A 16,373-nucleotide genomic window follows, 5' to 3' on the forward strand; every position below is an offset into this window, starting at 1 on the left:
ACCAGCCCACGTTGGAGATCAATACCAGCCGACGTTCTGCATGTAGGCCCAGGCCTTGCAGGGCGTTTTGTACCGACCCTCGATATAGCCAAGCCCCCACAGGATCTGGGTCTTCGGGTTCGTCTCCCAGTCGTCGCCCTTCGAGGCCATCTTGCTACCGGGTAGCGCCTGCGGAATTCCGTAGGCTCCGGTTGATGGGTTGCGGGCCTTGTGGTTCCAGCCGCTCTCCTTGGTGAAGAGCTTGTCCAGACAGGGGAACTGGTCGATTTCGAAGCCGGCGTTGAGCATCTCCGCGCAGCCGATCTGCCGGTTGCCGGTGAACTCCGCACACGAGTCCGGAACCGGGCCGTCGTACGGCTTCTCCGCCGCCTTGGCCTTGGCCCTGGCCTTGGCGAGCTCCGCCGCCGCCTCGCGGACCGTCTTCCGCGACGCCGCAGCGGCCTCTTCCCGGCGCTTCCGCTCCGCCGCCGCCTCGGCGACCGCGGCGTCGCGCAACTTCTCCCGGTATTCGGTAGCCTGCTCCTTCGCCGGATGCACCTGCGGTGCTTGCAGCGCAACCTGCTCGACTCCGGCGGTGTCCGGCAGGCGCTGGCCCTGATCCCGGTTGTCGCCCAGTTGGAAGCCACTGACGACGCCCGCGGAGAGCAGCGCCACCGCGGCCGTCCGGGCACCCAACCGGCTCCACAGCCGATTCACGAGGCGGTCCCTTCCTTTCGGGGCACGGACACGGTGCAGACCACACCCGGGTGGGGTGCGGTCACACCGCGAGCGCTCCGACCGCGCGAGTCCCCCGACAGCTCCGCCAACGGGGACCCGGGCGAACGATCACCGGCGATCCGCCGGATGCGCGAGCGCTCGGGGACACGATCGCGCACGGCAGTGCGGATGGGAAACCATCCACCCCGATTGTGACCTGCGCCACTCCCAGTGCTGGCCCTCGATCACTCACAGTCACGGCCAGAGTCTGTTCGCGCAGGCCAGATCTGAGCCACACGACGGGACAGCCGACGAGCGGGCTCCGACTCGGATCCGCTCGATGAAGGAGCGGAACATTTGTCCAAGACCCCACAGCATTGCGCTTGCAACGCTTGCGGCCTGTCCGCACGACAGCAGACGAACCAATCACCACCTCGAGTCCGGGAGGGCAACATGAGGGGCAAGGCTCCATTGGGCACTCGCATCCTGCGCGACACCCTTGACTGGGAGGCTATGACCGACGATCAGGTGATCGCCGCCCGGGAAAGAGCCAACCGCAAGGCATCGTCACGGGTCGGACGGATCGTCACCGGGCTGCCGGATCGTCGCGCCCGGATCGAGGAGACCACCATCAACCTTCCGGGCCGCCGACTGATGCTACGGACGTACCGCCCGAAGAGCACCGACCGGCGGCTACCACTGATCGTCTCGTTCCACGGAGGAGGTTTCATCTCGGGCACGGCCGCGCAGAACGACTGGCTCAACAGTCACCTCGCGGCCCGCTGTCCAGCCGTGGTCGTCTCAGTGGAGTACCGGCTCGCTCCGGAGCATCCACTGCCCCGGCCGGTTGACGACGGCTACGACACACTCCTCCGGCTTGTCGACGGAGCCGTCGGCCAGGGCATCGACCCCACGGCGATCGCGGTCATGGGCGAAAGCGCCGGCGGCATGATCGCCGCGCTCGTTGCGTTGCGTGCCCGCAAGGACGGCCCACTGCTAGGCGCCCAGGTGCTGAACTATCCGACTACGGACTGGACCGAGACCATGACCGACTATCCCTCAATGGTGGAAAATGCCGACAACCCCGCGCTGCCACTGTCGCGATTGCGCGCGGGACGCAAGCTGAGCTTGCCCTCGGCCCTCGACCCCCGCAGCGTGTCTCCGCTGAAGTTCGACAGCCTGGCTGGTCTACCACCGACGCTGGTCGTCATCGCCGCACTGGATCCGGTGGCCGACCACGGTCGCCGGTACGTCGAACGGCTCCGCGAGGACGGCACCGAGGCCAGCCTGTCCTGTTACCCGCGGGCCACCCACTCCTTCCTCAGCACACCGGGGCTGGTTCCCGCCGCCCGACCCGCACGCCGCGAGATCCTCGCCTTCCTGCGCGGCCAGCTGGATCAGGCTCTCCCCGGCTAACCGGACCACCCTGGTGTTCAGGGAACCACCTCGCTCCGAGCAACGCCCGATGTCGCTCGTACCATGGCGACATGCGACCTGCCGAGCCGCTTCCAGCCGGCGTACCTACCTGGGACATCGCGGTCCCATCACGGCCGAGCCGGCTGGCGGGGGTGACCATGGCAGGTTTCAGCGACCGCGCGAACGGCCTCATCGAGGTCGACGCGATCCCGCCCCCTGCTGTCGTGGTGGTCATCAGCCTCGGCGACCAACCAATCGTTGTCAACGACGGTACTGGTCGGCAACGGCGGGAACGAATCGTCACCGGACTCGCACCCCACGGCGTTCGGGGGCAGGGGCTAGCCGGAAGCTTCGAGTGCCTACAGGTGCGGTTGTCACCGGTGGTCGCGCACACGGTCCTGGGCACCGCATCGGAGTTGGGCAGAGCGGTAGTCGCCCTCGATGACCTCTGGGGGCACGATGCCGCGCGGATCCAAGAACAATTGCGCGCTGCCACGTCGTGGGATGAACGGTTCGCGATCGCGGAGGTGGTGTTGGGTCGACGTCTCGACAGCGGCCGTGTGGTTGACCCGGAAGTCGTCTACTGCTGGCGGCAGATGGTGGCCAGTCGGGGACGCGTGCGGGTCGAGTGGCTGGCGACTGAGGTCGGATGGAGCCGCCAGCGTCTGTGGTCCCGGTTCCGATCGCAGATCGGCCTCACCCCCAAGCGCGCCGCCCAGCTGGTCCGCTTTGACCATGCAGCCCACCGCCTCGCCGCAGGTCACAGCACCGCTGTGGTGGCGGCAGACAGCGGTTACGCCGACCAGTCCCACCTCCATCGGGACATCGTGGCCTTCGCCGGGGTGACGCCTGCCGCCGTTGCGATCGCGCCGTTCCTCGCTGTCGACGATGTCGCGTGGGCCGACCGGCCGACACGGTGAGTTTCGTATTCTGCGTCCGCAAGCCCGGTCACCCGCTTCGCCGAACCAGCGTGCCGGTCGGGTGTCGACCACCGGCAGGCGCCGCCGCCGAGCCGGTCGGGGGTCGGCCAACGGTCGGAGCCGCCGCCGAGCCGGTGTAGGTAGTGCCGGGCCGGGCCATCGGTGGCACGATGCGCTTGCGAACCGGATCCACCGGTGGCGGGCCGGCGAGCGCGGACGCGATCGCCGCCTGGGCGTCGCGCCGACGCCGGTTCCAGGCGCCGCGGTCACCATCGAAGTAGCCCTGCCGATAGCCGAACCGGTAACCGATCCGGTAGCTGAGCTGACCATGCAGGCGACCTGCGGCGTAGCTGGTGGCGGTCAGGACGCAGACGAGGAGCAGGGCGAGGAGTGGGCTCATCCGGCCACTCCGGACGGTGGGCAGTGTGGACTCATCGTTCCTCCGGCTCAACCGGGGTGGGATCCACGACGAGTAGCTGGTCGAGGTCAGCTGTACCGACCTGTTCGACCAGCTCGACGCTGATCCGGCACCCGTCCAGGACAACCTCGGCCACCGACGAGCGGCGGATCTCGCCGCCCGCGTCGTAGACGCGGACGCTGAGCTCCGGACAACCGAGGTGGGTACGCCAGGCGTGCCACTCCGCCCGGTCCCCGACGCTGAGGGAGAGGTAACGGGAACCCCGGGCGAGGTAGAGGCGCCAGGGCGCGCTCAAACCAGTGGCTACCCCGGCGGCGATCAGGCCGAAGGCCTGCGCTCGGGTGGCGAGTTCGGTCACCAGGTCCCCCTCGTGCCGGAGATATCACGCATGGAAGCAAGCAGTCATCGTCTCCTGCACGGACACACGGTAAAGTGTCCCACGAGCGTGACAGTATCAGCTTTTCGTCTGATTCCCCCCAACCGCTCGCCCACCTATTCGCCCCAGGTGAAGGCCGGGGGATGTAGCACCCACCCGGACAGTGAAAAGCTGAGCATGTCGTCACATTCGCGTGACAACCGCGTGCCAGGAGCCCATTCGAGGGCTCCGTGGCCGTACGGTCACCAGGTGACCGAGACGGCCAACGCACGGAAGATCGCCTTCGCCACCTTCGTCCGTCGCGCGCTCGACGAGGCCCGGGCCACCCGAGCGTGGAGCGGCACTGAGGTCTCCCGACGCACCGGCGTCTCCCGGCAGACGATCAACCGATGGGTCCGGGGCGACTGGGCCAGCGACCCCGAGGCGGAACGCGTCGTGGCGTTCTGTGAGGGACTCGGGCTGGATCCGGCAGCCGCCTTCACCACCCTGGGCTGGGACCGGCGGAGCACCCCCCACCGGGCCGGGACGATCCCGCCGCCGATGGATCCCGATGTCGAGGCGCTGCTACGTCGACTGGTTGATCCCGAGGTGTCGGACGCGGAGAAGTTCCACATTCGAGAAACAATTCGTTACCTCGCGTATCGTCCGACTCTCCCAACAACAGCACCAAACCGGGGCAAACAGGTTGGCTGATCCTCAGATGGCGAAAGAACAGCAGGTCAGACTCATTCGTTTCGCTCCCGGGCCCGGATCGGCACGCTAGCGTCCGTACTCGTACTGCTTGGGCTCGTCGTCGGCGGGGGGACGGGAAGGCCGAACCCAGCCCTGCGGGACAGAAGGAGGGGTCTGTCCATGACCCTGAAGTGGTTGGCAGTCGTGGTCGGCACCGTGTCCCTGACGCTGTGTGTGACCGGGAACGCGGTGACCCTGGCGGTCAACGGCGGGCAGCTTCCCCTGCTCGTCAACCTCGTCGCGCTCACCGCCACCGGCACCGCCGTCGTCCTGGCCGTGCTCGCCGAACTGAACGACCGACTCAACGACCGAATCAGCGCGCTCACCGAGTTCCTGGTGGCCCGGCTCAACGAGATCGAATCCAACACCGGTGACCGAAACTCCGGCTTCGTCGAGGGCTACCTGCTCAGTCACAGTCGGGAAGCCACCGTCGTCCCGATCGGGCGTCGGAGACGGGAAGCCGCCGAACGCTGAACGCCGCCGCCAAAGCCCGTCCTCCACCCGCCACCCGACCCGGTGGCCGGGTACCTCACGGCCACGATTGAGCCGCTCCGAGCGGGGTACGCTGTCGCGCGTGCCGCCGTTGAATCTGGGCAAGCAGCCGCCGAGAACCCCGTTCACCGCCGACCTCGCCTGGCAGACAACCGCTGCCCGGGCGGCCGGAACCGTCCTCTTCTTCGACTTCGATGGCACCCTCGCGCCGGTCCGGGACGACCCGACGGCGGTGCACCCCGCACCAAAAGTGCTCACCGCCATCGAGGCGCTCGCTCCCGTCGTCCGTCGGATCGCGATCGTCTCCGCACGCCCGGTCGATTTCCTCCGCGAGCGACTCGGCGATCTCGCCGGCGTTGACCTCTACGGCCTCTACGGCCTGGAGCACAGCCACTCCGACGGCGAAACCGTCACCGAACCGGCGGCGCTGCCCTGGGTACCGACCATGGCAGAGCTGACCGACAGGGCGCGCACCGAGCTGCCCGAGGGCACCCTGGTGGAGTACAAGCGGCTCTCGGTGGCGCTGCACTGGCGAACCGCCCCGCAGCTCGGCTCGGCGGTAACCCAGTGGGGTCGCGCCCAGGCCGAGCAGCTCGGCCTCCGAGTCCAGGCCGGACGGATGGTCCTGGAGCTGAAGCCTCCGGTCGACCGGGACAAGGGCATGGTCATCGACGAGGTGGTGCGAGACGCGGAGGCCGCCTGGTACTTCGGCGACGACGTGTCGGACATCAAGGCCTTCGCGGCGCTGCGCGCCCGTACCGCCGCCGACCCGCACTTCTTCGGCGTCTGCGTCGCCGTCGCCAACCCGGAGACCGGCGAAGAGGTCGCCGCCGCCGCGGACCTGACCATCGACTCACCCACCGACCTCGGCGACTTCCTGACCGCCGCCGCGCGCCGGCTGGCCTGACTCCCACACTCCGACGCACCCAGCGGTCGGAGCCCACCTCGCCCCGGGGCTGACCCGCCGCTGATCATGTGCGCGGTCGCCCGGGGGGCCGGTCGGCGAAGGCGGTCCCCGGGGGGATCAGATGCCGAAGCGACGCTGACGGGTGGCGTAGGAACGCAGCGCGCGAAGAAAGTCAACCCGGCGGAAATCCGGCCAGTTCAACTCGCAGAAGTAGAACTCCGAGTGGACGGACTGCCAGAGCAGGAAACCGGACATGCGCTGTTCGCCGCTGGTCCGGATGATCAGATCGGGGTCCGGCAGCCCCCGGGTGTAGAGGTGCTCGGTGATGTGCTCGACATCGAACGTCTCGGCCAGCTGCTCGATGCTGGTGCCGGCCTTCGCGTGCTCGTGCAGGAACGACCGCACCGCGTCGGCGATCTCGCGCCGGCCGCCGTAGCCCACGGCGATGTTGACCTGTGCGCCACCGACTCGGTCCCGGGTCCGCTCCGCCGCTGCCTTGAGCGCCGCCGCGTGCTGCGCCGGCAACACGTCGAGCGCCCCGACCATCCGCAGCCGCCAGGGGTTGCCCTCCTCGGCCAGCTCGCTCGTCAGGTCCTCGATGATCTGCAACAACGGATCAAGCTGAGCGGCCGGGCGAGTGAGATTGTCGGTGGAGAGCAGCCAGAGCGTCACATGCCCGACGCCGGCCGCGTCACACCACCGCAGCAGTTCCTTGATCCGCTCGGCGCCGACCCGGTGGCCGTCGTTGGGGTCAACGAACCCCATCTCCCGCGCCCACCTGCGGTTACCGTCGCACATCACGCCGACATGCTGAGGCACCGGCTTGCCCGCCAGCTTGGCCGTGAGCCGGCGTTCGTACACCGAATAGACAACGTCCCGCAGAGTCATCACCTGCCAGGGTAGCGACCGGGACGACGCCTCACGGCTCGGGATGCCGATCCCCGACGGCCAGGCCACGCCCGATCATGGCCAACGTGCGAAGGTCCAACCGGCCGTCGCCGAGCCCCAACTCCACCACCGCCCGATACACCTGCTCATCGCGGTTGGCCGCCCACACCGCTGCGTCGACCACCGACCGCCGCCGGGCGAGCCAGGCCGCAACCGAACTGTGCCGCAGATGACCACCGAGTCGACGACGAAGCGCCGCGGTGTAGCGCCGAGCGACCTGCTCCGGCGTGCGGCCCGCCGCAGTGCCGGCGAGCGCTCCGGAGAGCAGCGCGTAGAAGATCCCCTCCCCGGTGAACGGGTTGATCAACGAGAGCGCGTCACCCGCCAACACCGCCCGGCCGCGCCCCGGCACCGGTCGGTGGGTGGAGAGCGGCAGGTGATGGGCCCGCAGGGCGGTAACCGCCGCCGGATCGACCCCGGGCAGCAACGCTGGAATCCGCGCAACGAGGTGTTCCCGGGTCAGCGACTCACCACGGAGCACCTCCCCGTACCCGATGTTCGCCCGTCCATCGCCGATCGGGAAGGACCAGGCGTATGCCGGCCAGCGGGCGGCCGACGTGACGATGAGCTGTTCCGGTGGGCCGGGCGGCGCGGGCGCATAGCCCCGGATCGCCAGGGCCAGGTGGCGGTCCGGGTTCGGGGGGTACCCCAGTGCCCGGCGCACGACTGAGCCCGCGCCGTCGGCACCCACCACGGCTCGCCCGGCGATCCGTCCGTCCAGCACGACCCGGTCCGCCCGCACCTCGACCCGACGTACCACGTGCCGGCGCAGCTCGGCGCCGGCCGCGACCGCTGCCGCGACCAACCGAGCATCAAAGACGGTTCGGGGCACCGTGTACGCCGGGCGGGGTAGCGCCCGCGCCACCGCCGGGCCGCCCGGGGCGACCAGGCGGAGCGCGGGTAGCGGGGCGTACCCGACTACCGGGTCGGGTACGCCCAGCCCGGCCAGGACATCCAGCGCATGCGCGGCGATCCCGTCCCCGCAGGCCTTGTCCCGAGGGAAGTCGGCCCGATCCAGCAGGAGTACTCGGGCTCCTGTCCGGCGGGCGGCGATGGCGGCGGCCGAACCCGCCGGCCCCGCCCCCACCACCACGACATCGAACTCGTCGCCCCCATCGGCCGGCCCGGTCGCCACGTCGCGCCCCCTCTCCGGCGCCGAGCTACTGCGCTCGGCAGCCGTCGTAGGGATCATCCATCGCCCGTGGCGCCGGCCCAGCTACTTCCGCTACTTCTGCGGCTCCGCGTCGAGCCGAGCCCGCAGCGCGTCCAACTCGGCCCAGAGGACCCCGGGCAGCTTGTCCCCGAACTTCTCAAACCACTCGGTGACCAACGGCAGTTCGGCCTGCCACTCGTTCACGTCGACCTTCAGCGCGATCCGAATGTCTTCCGAGGTCATGTCCAGACCCTCGACATCCAGCGCGTCCTCGGCGGGAACCATGCCAATCGGGGTCTCCACGGCGTCGGCCCGGCCCTCGAGCCGCTCGACGATCCACTTCAGGACCCGGGAGTTCTCGCCGAATCCCGGCCAGAGGAAGCTGCCCTCGGCGTCCTTGCGGAACCAGTTGACGTAGTAGACGCTGGGCAGCTTCGACTCATCGCCGTCGGCACCCTTACCCATCTCGATCCAGTGCCGGAAGTAGTCACCGGCGTGGTAGCCGATGAAGGGCAGCATCGCCATCGGGTCCCGACGCACGACACCGACCGCCCCCGAGGCCGCGGCGGTGGTCTCCGAGGAGAGCGTCGCACCCAGGTAGACGCCGTGCACCCAGTCCCGCGCCTCGGTGACCAGCGGAACGGTGTCCCGACGCCGACCCCCGAAGAGGATCGCGTCGATCGGTACACCGTTAGGGTCGTAGTAGTCCTCGGCGAGGATCGGGCACTGGGTGATCGGGGTGCAGAACCGGCTATTGGCGTGCGAGGAGAGCTGTTCGCTCTCCGGCGTCCAGTCATTGCCCTTCCAGTCGATGAGGTGCGCCGGGGGCTCGCCCATGCCCTCCCACCAGATGTCACCGTCGTCGGTGAGGGCCACGTTGGTGAAGACGGAGTTACCGCGGTCCAACGTCCGCATCGCGTTGGCGTTGGTCTTCCAGTCGGTACCGGGGGCGACCCCGAAGAGGCCGTACTCCGGGTTGACCGCGTAGAGGCGTCCGTCCGGGCCGAACCGCATCCAGGCGATGTCGTCGCCGATGGTCTCGACCTTCCAGCCCGGGATGGTCGGCTCCAGCATGGCGAGGTTGGTCTTGCCGCAGGCCGACGGGAAGGCCCCGGCGATGTGGTAGACCTTCCCCTCCGGCGAGGTGATCTTGAGGATCAGCATGTGTTCGGCGAGCCAGCCCTCGTCCCGCCCCATCACACTGGCGATCCGCAGCGAGTAGCACTTCTTGCCGAGCAGTGAGTTGCCGCCGTAGCCGGAGCCGTAGGACCAGATCTCCCGGGTCTCCGGGAAGTGCGAGATGTACTTCGTCTCGCTGCACGGCCAAGACACGTCCTGCTGACCCGGCGCAAGCGGCGCGCCGATCGAATGCAGCGCGTGTACGAAGTCTGCGTCGTCGCCCATCGCCGCCAGGATCTTCGCGCCCATCCGGGTCATGATCCGCATCGAGACGACCACGTACGGACTGTCAGTGATCTCGATGCCGAACATCGGCTTCTCGGCCTCAACCGGGCCCATGCAGAAGGGGATGACGTACATCGTGCGCCCGCGCATGCAGCCGCGGTACAACTCCGTCATCGTCCGCTTCATCTCGGCCGGCGCCATCCAGTTGTTGGTCGGGCCGGCGTCTGCCTCGTCCACCGAGCAGATGTAGGTGCGCTCCTCGACCCGCGCCACATCCGTCGGGTCGGTCCGCGCGTAAAACGAGTTGGGCTTCTTCTCCGGATTGAGTCGGACCAGGGTGCCGGCCTCGACGAGCTCGTCGGTGAGACGACGCCACTCTTCTTCTGACCCGTCCGCCCAGACCACACGGTCCGGGGTGGTCAGTTCCGCGATCTCACGGACCCAGGCAAGCAGTTTGGGGTGGGATGTCGGGGCCTGATCGATACCCCGAACAGTCGCCGGAGCAACCATGACACATCTCCTTGTGGTCGACGCTGACCGGTCTATGGGATGCACGAGGCTTGACGGCGCGGTGCGTCGCCTACGTGAAACCTGGGATTGGCCTCAGCGTAAACCGGCTTGCGCCACCAGTCAGTGGGACTGGTTGTGAAGAACTGCACAAGGTACGGCCCGGCTGCGGCATCGCGAGCTAATACCCGCTTTCACGCGCAGTTTCACGCAAATCCAGTGACGAAACATCTGGCCCGCCGTCGTCCGGTACGCCGACTGTGACCCGGCCCGCACTTGGCGGACCGCTCGGGAGCCCCGCTCGGCGCGGTTACGCTTCGCTCATCACCACTGCCCGGATCAGCCATTCCGGCCGGCGCTACCCGTGCCACGGGCCCACACCCGGTACGCTCGCTCGGTGGCAGCGACGATGACCGGGGAGCCCGGCTCCCGGCGGACCCGGCCGGGTCTGATCCACTCCCTGCTGGACCGATTCGGTCACCTCGTCCACGAGTTGAGCAAGTTCGCCACTGTGGGCGGCGTCGCCTTCCTCGTTGACTTCGCCCTCTTCAACTTCCTGACCTCGGCGCAGGGGGTCGAGCAGGTCACCGCGAAGACCATCTCCACGGTGGTGGCGGCAACCTTCGCCTTCCTCGGCAACCGGTTCTGGACGTGGCGACACCGCCGGGGCGGCAACCCAGCCCGCGAGTACGCGCTCTTCTTCATCTTCAACACGGTGGGCCTCGGTATCACCGTGGCGGTCCTGGCGATCAGCCGCTACGGCCTGGGCCAGATCTGGCCGGAGGTCTTCCAGACCCCACTGGCGGACAACATCGCCAGCTATCTCGTCGGCACCGGGCTGGCGACCCTCTTCCGGTTCTGGTCCTATCGACGGTTCGTCTTCGTACCAGCGGGAACTCCCACCGCACCGGAAGCGAAACACGACCGATACCGGGCGTGACCTGGCGCCCATCTCGCCAGGCCGGGACGGTCCCGGCCCAGTCCACTCGCCTAAGGTGTTCCGCATGCGTCTTGTCCGTCTCCTGCCCGAGCGCTGGCAGAAGTTCGTCCACGAGGCGCTCAAATTCGGCGTCGTCGGGGGCGTCAACACCGTCATCAACTACGCGGTGTTCAACGCCCTCGCACTCACCGTCTTCCAGGGCGGCGCGCTGAAGGCGACGGTCGTCGCCACCATCACGGCGACAATCTCGTCGTACCTCATGAATCGCCACTGGACGTACCGTGATCGTCCGAAAACAGCAGTTCAGCGCGAGTATGCCCTTTTCTTCCTCTTTAACGGCGCGGGGCTCCTCATCGAACTGGGCGTGCTGGCCGCGGCCAAATACGGCCTCGGCGTGACCAGCCTGCTCGCCCTCAACCTCGCCAAGACGATGGGTATCGTGCTGGCGACGCTGTTCCGGTTCTGGTCCTACCGGACGTTCGTCTTCCAGCCGGCGCCGGCACCGGCCACGAACAACTGGCACAGCATCCCCCGCGACGAGTGGGACACGATGGCCGAGATGGACCCGGTCGCCGAGCTGGCGGAGTCGGTCTCGGAGCTGGAGGAAACCGCTCCGCCACCGGGCACCCACCACCCGCACCGCACACCGATCCAAGGCCTGACCATCCCGCTGGACGCCCGCCTCGACCTGGACCGGGAGCTGGCGGCCGAGCTCGCCGCGGAACTCCAGGCGAGCACCCGCCGGTCCCGTCGCCCCTGACCGCACCCATCGCCCCTGACCGCACCGGCTCCGGATCCGGCCCACCCCGCGACGAGCCCGCTCAGCCCGGTTCCCGTAACGGTCTGCCGTCCTGAACCTCGGTCAGCTCCTCCCGAAGCTCGGGGTCGCTGGACGGCTGCCGGTCGTACTGCGCCTCCACCAGCTCGTAGAGGGTGGTCTGGACCCGCCCCACCTGCGGCACGTCACCCAACACCGACCGCCCACGTTCCCCAGCGGAGTCGATGGTCAGGGTGCCGCAGCCGAACAGTCGCTCGCCCAAGCGCTGCTGCATCGCATGGTCGGTAACCCGGGTGAGCGGGATGTCCCGCCGATCCCGGGAGAGCACACCCTGCTGGATAAGCACCCGCTCGTTGGTGAACAGGTAGTGGGTCGCCCGCCAGACCAGCATCGGCCAGAGCGCGAACCAGAGCACCCCCACCAGCGCCAACCCGCCGAGCACCACCAACACCACCGCCCGGCCAGCGCCATCGGGAGCCAGTACCAGCGCTGCCACCACCACCGCGACGGCGAGAACCGTCACCGCGACCGGCCGGACCAGGGCCTTCCAGTGCGGATGTAGGTGCAGCACGACGTGCTCGTCCTCGGTGAGCACGTCCTCAGGAAACGCCACGGGTACCTCCAGCGCAGATCGGACGCGCAGACCGTAACCGCTCACACCACCCCACGACATCTGCCGCGCGGGCCGGGCGACGACGGCGCTGCCGAGCACGACCCCGCCGGTTCAGCCGTGACCGTTCAGCGCAGGTGCAGGATGTCGCCGGCGGAGAGGTGCCGGGTGGCTTCCGGGGTGGCCACCATCAGCTGGCCGTCGGAGTCAACGCCGGTCGCCGTGCCGGTCAGCTCGCCACCATCTGGCAGCAGCACCCGGAGCGGACGGTCCACGGTGGCACAGACGGCCAGGTACGCCGCTCGCAGGCCACTCGCCGCCGCACTGCCGTCAGCAGCCCGCCAACGCCCATACCAGTCGCCCAGCGACCGGAGCAGCGCCCGCAGCAACGGATCCCGATCGGTCGCCGCGGCACCGGCCAACTGCAGCGAGGTCGCCGGCAGACCGGTCGGGTTCGCCGGCAACTCGTCAGCGCGAAGAGTCACGTTCAGACCGATGCCGAGAACGATCGCGGGAGGAGCAGCCGCGCCCGCCGCCGGCACCCCCTCGGCCAGGATCCCGCCGCACTTCGCCGCCCCGACGAGCAGATCGTTCGGCCACTTCAGGGTGGCCTCCAGCTCGGCCAGCCGGGTCACCGCCTCCACCAGTGCCACTCCGGCGAGCAGCGGCAGCCACCCGTACGCCGATGGTGGCACCGGCGCCCAGCCCCGCTCGGGCACCGCCTCCCCCGGCCGTAGCAGGACGCTGGTTGCGATGCCCGCCCGAGCCGGCGACTGCCAGTCGCGGCCCCGCCGGCCCCGCCCCGCACGCTGCCGCTCCGCGACCAGTACCAGGCCCTCCGGCTCACCGGAGCGGGCGTACTCGGCCACGTCCGCGTTGGTCGAACCGGTCTCGCCGAGAAGCTCCAACCGGGCCCACGGACCATGCGGCGCGACCAACGCGCGGCGCAGCCGCACCGCCGACAGCGGCGGGCGATCCAGGTCGGTGTACGGGGAACCCAGCATCCCGCCAGCCTACGGCCCGCCCGATGACAGGTGGTGAGGCGTACTGCACAGCGGCGCCGAGCTGAACCATCGTTATATTCCCTTGGTGACTACCGAGACCGGGACCAACATCCACAGCACCGCGGGCAAGCTGGCGGACCTGGAGCGTCGGATCGACGAGGCGGTGCACGCCGGATCGGCGCGCGCCGTGGACAAACAGCACGCACGGGGCAAGAAGACCGCGCGGGAGCGGATCGAGCTCCTCCTCGACCCCGGCTCCTTCGTCGAACTGGACGAGCTGGCCCGACACCGGTCCACCAACTTCGGACTGGCGAAGACCCGCCCCTACGGCGACGGCGTCATCACCGGCTACGGGACCATCGACGGCCGCCAGGTCTGCGTCTTCGCGCAGGACTTCACGGTCTTCGGCGGCTCCCTCGGCGAGGTCTTCGGCGAGAAGATCGTCAAGGTGATGGACCTGGCCATGAAGATCGGGTGCCCGGTCATCGGAATCAATGACTCCGGCGGCGCCCGAATTCAGGAGGGCGTCGCCTCGCTCGGCCTCTACGGCGAGATCTTCTTCCGCAACGTACGGGCCAGTGGCGTCATCCCACAGATCTCGCTCATTCTCGGCCCGTGCGCGGGCGGCGCCGTCTACTCACCGGCGGTCACCGACTTCACCGTGATGGTCGACCAGACCTCACACATGTTCATCACCGGCCCGGACGTGATCAAGACCGTCACCGGTGAGGACGTCGCCATGGAGGAGCTGGGCGGCGCCCGTACCCACAACTCGCGTAGCGGCAACGCGCACTACCTCGCCACCGACGAGGAAGACGCGATCGAGTACGTCCGGGCGCTGCTGTCGTACCTGCCGTCGAACAACCTGGACGAGCCGGTCACGTACCCGGTCGACGTGGACCTCGAGATCAGTGACGAGGACCGGGAGCTGGACACCCTCATCCCGGACTCGGCGAACCAGCCATACGACATGCACCGGGTCATCGAGCACGTCCTCGACGAGGGCGAGTTCCTCGAGGTGCAGCCGCTGTACGCACAGAACCTGATCGTCGGCTACGGCCGGGTCGAGGGCCGGCCGGTCGGCGTGGTCGCGAACCAGCCCATGCACTTCGCCGGCACGCTGGACATCGCCGCGTCGGAGAAGGCCGCGCGCTTCGTCCGCACCTGCGACGCGTTCAACATTCCGGTACTCACCTTCGTGGACGTACCCGGCTTCCTCCCCGGCACCAGCCAGGAGTGGGAAGGCATCATCCGCCGGGGTGCGAAGCTCATCTACGCGTACGCCGAGGCCACCGTCGGCAAGGTCACCGTCATCACCCGCAAGGCATACGGCGGCGCGTACGACGTCATGGGCTCCAAGCACCTCGGCGCGGACCTGAACTTCGCCTGGCCGACCGCCCAGATCGCGGTGATGGGGGCGCAGGGGGCGGTCAACATCCTGCACCGGCAGGAGTTGGCCGGCGCCGCCGACCCGGCGGCGCGGCGCGCCGAACTGATCACCGAATACGAGGACACCCTCGCCAACCCGTACATTGCCGCCGAGCGCGGGTATATCGACTCGGTCATCCCGCCGCACGAAACCCGGGCACAGATCGTCCGCGCGCTGCGGGTGCTGCGTACCAAGCGCGAGACCCTTCCCCCGAAGAAGCACGGCAACATCCCGCTGTAGGTGTGCGGTCAGCCAGGCTCAGCAGGGCGGGCTGGCAGCGATGCACATCCGACGGGCTGCCACGTCGGCGAGGCGGACCAGTTCCGCCTCGCCGGCCATGCTGACGAAGAGCACCGTCACCAGGTCACCGACGCGCAGCACGACCCGCAGCTCCGGTGAGTTCACCACGGTCTGCAGCTCGCCCAGGGCAGGGTTGGGGAGCAACGAGCTCGAGTGCCGCAGCAGGAGCGACTCGTCACCGGCGAAGTCCACCCGCGGGGTGTCCCAGCGGTGCACCGCCCGCACGTTGACCGCGGTGCCTTCGTATTCGGCCGTCCAGACCTCCCCCTGCTGGGGGCAGGCAACGATCGTCTGCCGGACCTCGGCGAAGAAGCGTGCCGCGCCGTCGTCGCGGAACCGGTACAGATCCTGCACGACCAGGATGTCACCGAGCCGGTCGGGGCCGCCGGCCGACCACCGCAGCAGCGTCTGCGACCGGCTCATCCAGGCCTCCGCCTCCGGGCCCGGACCACATTGGTCGCGCCCGAGCCCCAACGGGACGGTCCCGCCCACAACGGCCTCGTTGAGGTGCAGTTCGGTGCGTACCACCAGGTCCGACTGTTGGACGAAGAGCTCGGGCGGGAGGTCGGAGCGGGTCGGCGCGACCTGCCCGGCGCGCGACGCCGGGGTGCTGCCCGCCACAGCCTGCACCGGCGGTGTATTGGGGGGGTGGTAGCCCGTGGGACGGTTGACCACCGCGACGGCGGCAACCGCCAGGGTCCCCACCAGGACAACCCCCGCCAGCAGGGCGGTACGCCGGCTGCGACGGCGGGCCCGAGCACGGATCTCCGCCGCCTCCGGCCAACGGATGTCGCGCAGGGCACGTTGCATGGGCTCGACGACTCTCATCTCATCACGCATCGACGGCCTCCTTCAGATCGACGACGGCGAGTAGCCCGGCGAGGGCGACCCGGCCGCGAGACAGCCGGGCCTTGACGGTGCCGACCGGGGCGTTGGTCTCCCGGGCGACGTCGACGACGGGCATTCCCACCAGGTAGTAGAGCGCGATCGCGATGCGCTGCTCCTCGGGCAGCCGGCGCAGCGCGGCGACCACCGCCACCGTGTCGGTGCTTGGTGCCGGGACGCTCTCGGTGGCGCCGTGCCGCAGGTACGCCCGAGCGCGGCTGCGCAGGCTGCGCCATCGGCTGACCGCGATCCGGCTCGCCACCACCCGCACCCACGCCTCCGGGTCGTCGTACCCGCTCACCGTTGACCAGCGCTGCCAGGCCCGGATATACGCCTCCTGCACCGCATCCTGGGCCTCGGTGAGATCACCGGTGAGCACGTACACGAAGCCGAGCAGCCGCTGCCGGCTCCCCCGATAGAACTCGTCGAACCCCTCGACATCCGGCAACTGGCTACCT

18 protein-coding genes are annotated in these 16,373 nt (G+C 69.1%); 8 read left to right on the forward strand and 10 right to left on the reverse strand.

Features of this window, described 5'->3' with window-relative positions:
* Positions 1-18 precede the first annotated feature (18 nt).
* The gene (locus K228_RS0108255; RefSeq protein WP_025618014.1) at positions 19-696 is read right to left on the reverse strand and encodes an aggregation-promoting factor C-terminal-like domain-containing protein; all 678 of its coding nucleotides are present in this window, start codon (positions 694-696) and stop codon (positions 19-21) included.
* A 513-nt stretch (positions 697-1,209) separates the two neighbouring features.
* Between K228_RS0108255 and K228_RS0108260 the strand changes: the two genes are divergently transcribed.
* Both K228_RS0108260 and K228_RS0108265 read left to right on the forward strand, forming a co-directional pair.
* Entirely contained in the window at positions 1,210-2,112 is a 903-nt protein-coding gene (locus K228_RS0108260) for an alpha/beta hydrolase fold domain-containing protein (RefSeq protein WP_025618015.1), read from the forward strand.
* A 71-nt stretch (positions 2,113-2,183) separates the two neighbouring features.
* Positions 2,184-3,032, forward strand: a complete 849-nt coding sequence (locus tag K228_RS0108265; RefSeq protein WP_025618016.1) for an AraC family transcriptional regulator — start codon at positions 2,184-2,186, stop codon at positions 3,030-3,032.
* A gap of 28 nt (positions 3,033-3,060) precedes the next feature.
* Here K228_RS0108265 and K228_RS0108270 read toward each other — a convergent pair whose 3' ends face one another.
* Both K228_RS0108270 and K228_RS0108275 read right to left on the reverse strand, forming a co-directional pair.
* The gene (locus K228_RS0108270) at positions 3,061-3,432 is read right to left on the reverse strand and encodes a hypothetical protein (RefSeq protein ID WP_025618017.1); all 372 of its coding nucleotides are present in this window, start codon (positions 3,430-3,432) and stop codon (positions 3,061-3,063) included.
* Between the two features lie 31 nt (positions 3,433-3,463).
* On the reverse strand, positions 3,464-3,808 hold the full coding sequence (locus tag K228_RS0108275; RefSeq protein ID WP_018729570.1) for a hypothetical protein: 345 nt from the start codon (positions 3,806-3,808) through the stop codon (positions 3,464-3,466).
* Positions 3,809-4,075: 267 nt separating this feature from the next.
* Between K228_RS0108275 and K228_RS0108280 the strand changes: the two genes are divergently transcribed.
* From K228_RS0108280 to otsB, 3 genes are all read left to right on the forward strand, one after another.
* Complete coding sequence (locus tag K228_RS0108280; RefSeq protein WP_025618018.1) at positions 4,076-4,519, forward strand: helix-turn-helix domain-containing protein; 444 nt, start codon at positions 4,076-4,078, stop codon at positions 4,517-4,519.
* Positions 4,520-4,678: 159 nt separating this feature from the next.
* A complete protein-coding gene (locus tag K228_RS0108285) occupies positions 4,679-5,032 on the forward strand; it encodes a hypothetical protein (RefSeq protein ID WP_025618019.1) in 354 nt (117 codons plus the stop codon).
* Positions 5,033-5,132: 100 nt separating this feature from the next.
* Positions 5,133-5,957, forward strand: coding sequence for a trehalose-phosphatase (gene otsB, locus K228_RS0108290; RefSeq protein WP_025618020.1), 825 nt, complete (start codon positions 5,133-5,135; stop codon positions 5,955-5,957).
* Between the two features lie 117 nt (positions 5,958-6,074).
* Here otsB and K228_RS0108295 read toward each other — a convergent pair whose 3' ends face one another.
* Genes K228_RS0108295 through K228_RS0108305 form a run of 3 tightly spaced genes read right to left on the reverse strand, consistent with a single transcriptional unit; the run spans position 6,075 to position 9,972 of the window.
* Complete coding sequence (locus K228_RS0108295) at positions 6,075-6,845, reverse strand: isoprenyl transferase (RefSeq protein ID WP_033776658.1); 771 nt, start codon at positions 6,843-6,845, stop codon at positions 6,075-6,077.
* Positions 6,846-6,876: 31 nt separating this feature from the next.
* Positions 6,877-8,097 carry an NAD(P)/FAD-dependent oxidoreductase gene (locus K228_RS0108300; protein ID WP_025618022.1) on the reverse strand — a complete coding sequence of 407 codons (1,221 nt, stop codon included), beginning with the start codon at positions 8,095-8,097 and terminating at the stop codon, positions 6,877-6,879.
* 33 nt (positions 8,098-8,130) lie between these two features.
* On the reverse strand, positions 8,131-9,972 hold the full coding sequence (locus tag K228_RS0108305) for a phosphoenolpyruvate carboxykinase (GTP) (RefSeq protein ID WP_025618023.1): 1,842 nt from the start codon (positions 9,970-9,972) through the stop codon (positions 8,131-8,133).
* Between the two features lie 361 nt (positions 9,973-10,333).
* On the opposite strand from K228_RS0108305, the gene K228_RS0108310 reads away from it, so the two are divergent.
* Together K228_RS0108310 and K228_RS0108315 are read left to right on the forward strand one after the other, a co-directional pair.
* Positions 10,334-10,909, forward strand: a complete 576-nt coding sequence (locus K228_RS0108310) for a GtrA family protein (RefSeq protein ID WP_025618024.1) — start codon at positions 10,334-10,336, stop codon at positions 10,907-10,909.
* Between the two features lie 64 nt (positions 10,910-10,973).
* On the forward strand, positions 10,974-11,669 hold the full coding sequence (locus tag K228_RS0108315) for a GtrA family protein (RefSeq protein WP_025618025.1): 696 nt from the start codon (positions 10,974-10,976) through the stop codon (positions 11,667-11,669).
* A gap of 61 nt (positions 11,670-11,730) precedes the next feature.
* On the opposite strand, the gene K228_RS0108320 is transcribed toward K228_RS0108315, so the two are convergent.
* Entirely contained in the window at positions 11,731-12,300 is a 570-nt protein-coding gene (locus K228_RS0108320; RefSeq protein WP_025618026.1) for a PH domain-containing protein, read from the reverse strand.
* 125 nt (positions 12,301-12,425) lie between these two features.
* The gene (locus tag K228_RS0108325; RefSeq protein ID WP_025618027.1) at positions 12,426-13,301 is read right to left on the reverse strand and encodes a biotin--[acetyl-CoA-carboxylase] ligase; all 876 of its coding nucleotides are present in this window, start codon (positions 13,299-13,301) and stop codon (positions 12,426-12,428) included.
* Positions 13,302-13,386: 85 nt separating this feature from the next.
* Between K228_RS0108325 and K228_RS0108330 the strand changes: the two genes are divergently transcribed.
* Complete coding sequence (locus K228_RS0108330) at positions 13,387-14,970, forward strand: acyl-CoA carboxylase subunit beta (protein ID WP_025618028.1); 1,584 nt, start codon at positions 13,387-13,389, stop codon at positions 14,968-14,970.
* 18 nt (positions 14,971-14,988) lie between these two features.
* Here K228_RS0108330 and K228_RS0108335 read toward each other — a convergent pair whose 3' ends face one another.
* Positions 14,989-15,870: a hypothetical protein gene (locus K228_RS0108335; RefSeq protein ID WP_025618029.1), complete on the reverse strand. Its 882-nt coding sequence runs from the start codon at positions 15,868-15,870 to the stop codon at positions 14,989-14,991.
* Positions 15,863-16,363 (reverse strand): SigE family RNA polymerase sigma factor, encoded by a 501-nt coding sequence (locus K228_RS0108340; protein WP_025618030.1) that lies wholly within the window; start codon positions 16,361-16,363, stop codon positions 15,863-15,865. The genes K228_RS0108335 and K228_RS0108340 overlap by 8 nt, the downstream gene beginning before the upstream one ends.
* Positions 16,364-16,373: the final 10 nt, after the last annotated feature.

Source organism: Salinispora cortesiana, assembly GCF_000484695.1.
GTDB classification, from domain to species: Bacteria; Actinomycetota; Actinomycetes; order Mycobacteriales; family Micromonosporaceae; genus Micromonospora; species Micromonospora cortesiana.

Excerpts from the sequence above, each read along its gene's own strand:
- K228_RS0108285 (WP_025618019.1), top strand. The coding sequence starts at position 4,679 with ATGACCCTGAAGTGGTTGGCAGTCGTGGTCGGCACCGTGTCCCTGACG.
- K228_RS0108270 (WP_025618017.1), bottom strand. The coding sequence starts at position 3,432 with ATGAGCCCACTCCTCGCCCTGCTCCTCGTCTGCGTCCTGACCGCCACC.
- K228_RS0108295 (WP_033776658.1), bottom strand. The coding sequence starts at position 6,845 with ATGACTCTGCGGGACGTTGTCTATTCGGTGTACGAACGCCGGCTCACG.
- K228_RS0108265 (WP_025618016.1), top strand. The coding sequence starts at position 2,184 with ATGCGACCTGCCGAGCCGCTTCCAGCCGGCGTACCTACCTGGGACATC.
- K228_RS0108260 (WP_025618015.1), top strand. The coding sequence starts at position 1,210 with ATGACCGACGATCAGGTGATCGCCGCCCGGGAAAGAGCCAACCGCAAG.
- K228_RS0108305 (WP_025618023.1), bottom strand. The coding sequence starts at position 9,972 with ATGGTTGCTCCGGCGACTGTTCGGGGTATCGATCAGGCCCCGACATCC.
- K228_RS0108335 (WP_025618029.1), bottom strand. The coding sequence starts at position 15,870 with ATGCGTGATGAGATGAGAGTCGTCGAGCCCATGCAACGTGCCCTGCGC.
- K228_RS0108325 (WP_025618027.1), bottom strand. The coding sequence starts at position 13,301 with ATGCTGGGTTCCCCGTACACCGACCTGGATCGCCCGCCGCTGTCGGCG.
- K228_RS0108300 (WP_025618022.1), bottom strand. The coding sequence starts at position 8,097 with ATGATCCCTACGACGGCTGCCGAGCGCAGTAGCTCGGCGCCGGAGAGG.
- K228_RS0108315 (WP_025618025.1), top strand. The coding sequence starts at position 10,974 with ATGCGTCTTGTCCGTCTCCTGCCCGAGCGCTGGCAGAAGTTCGTCCAC.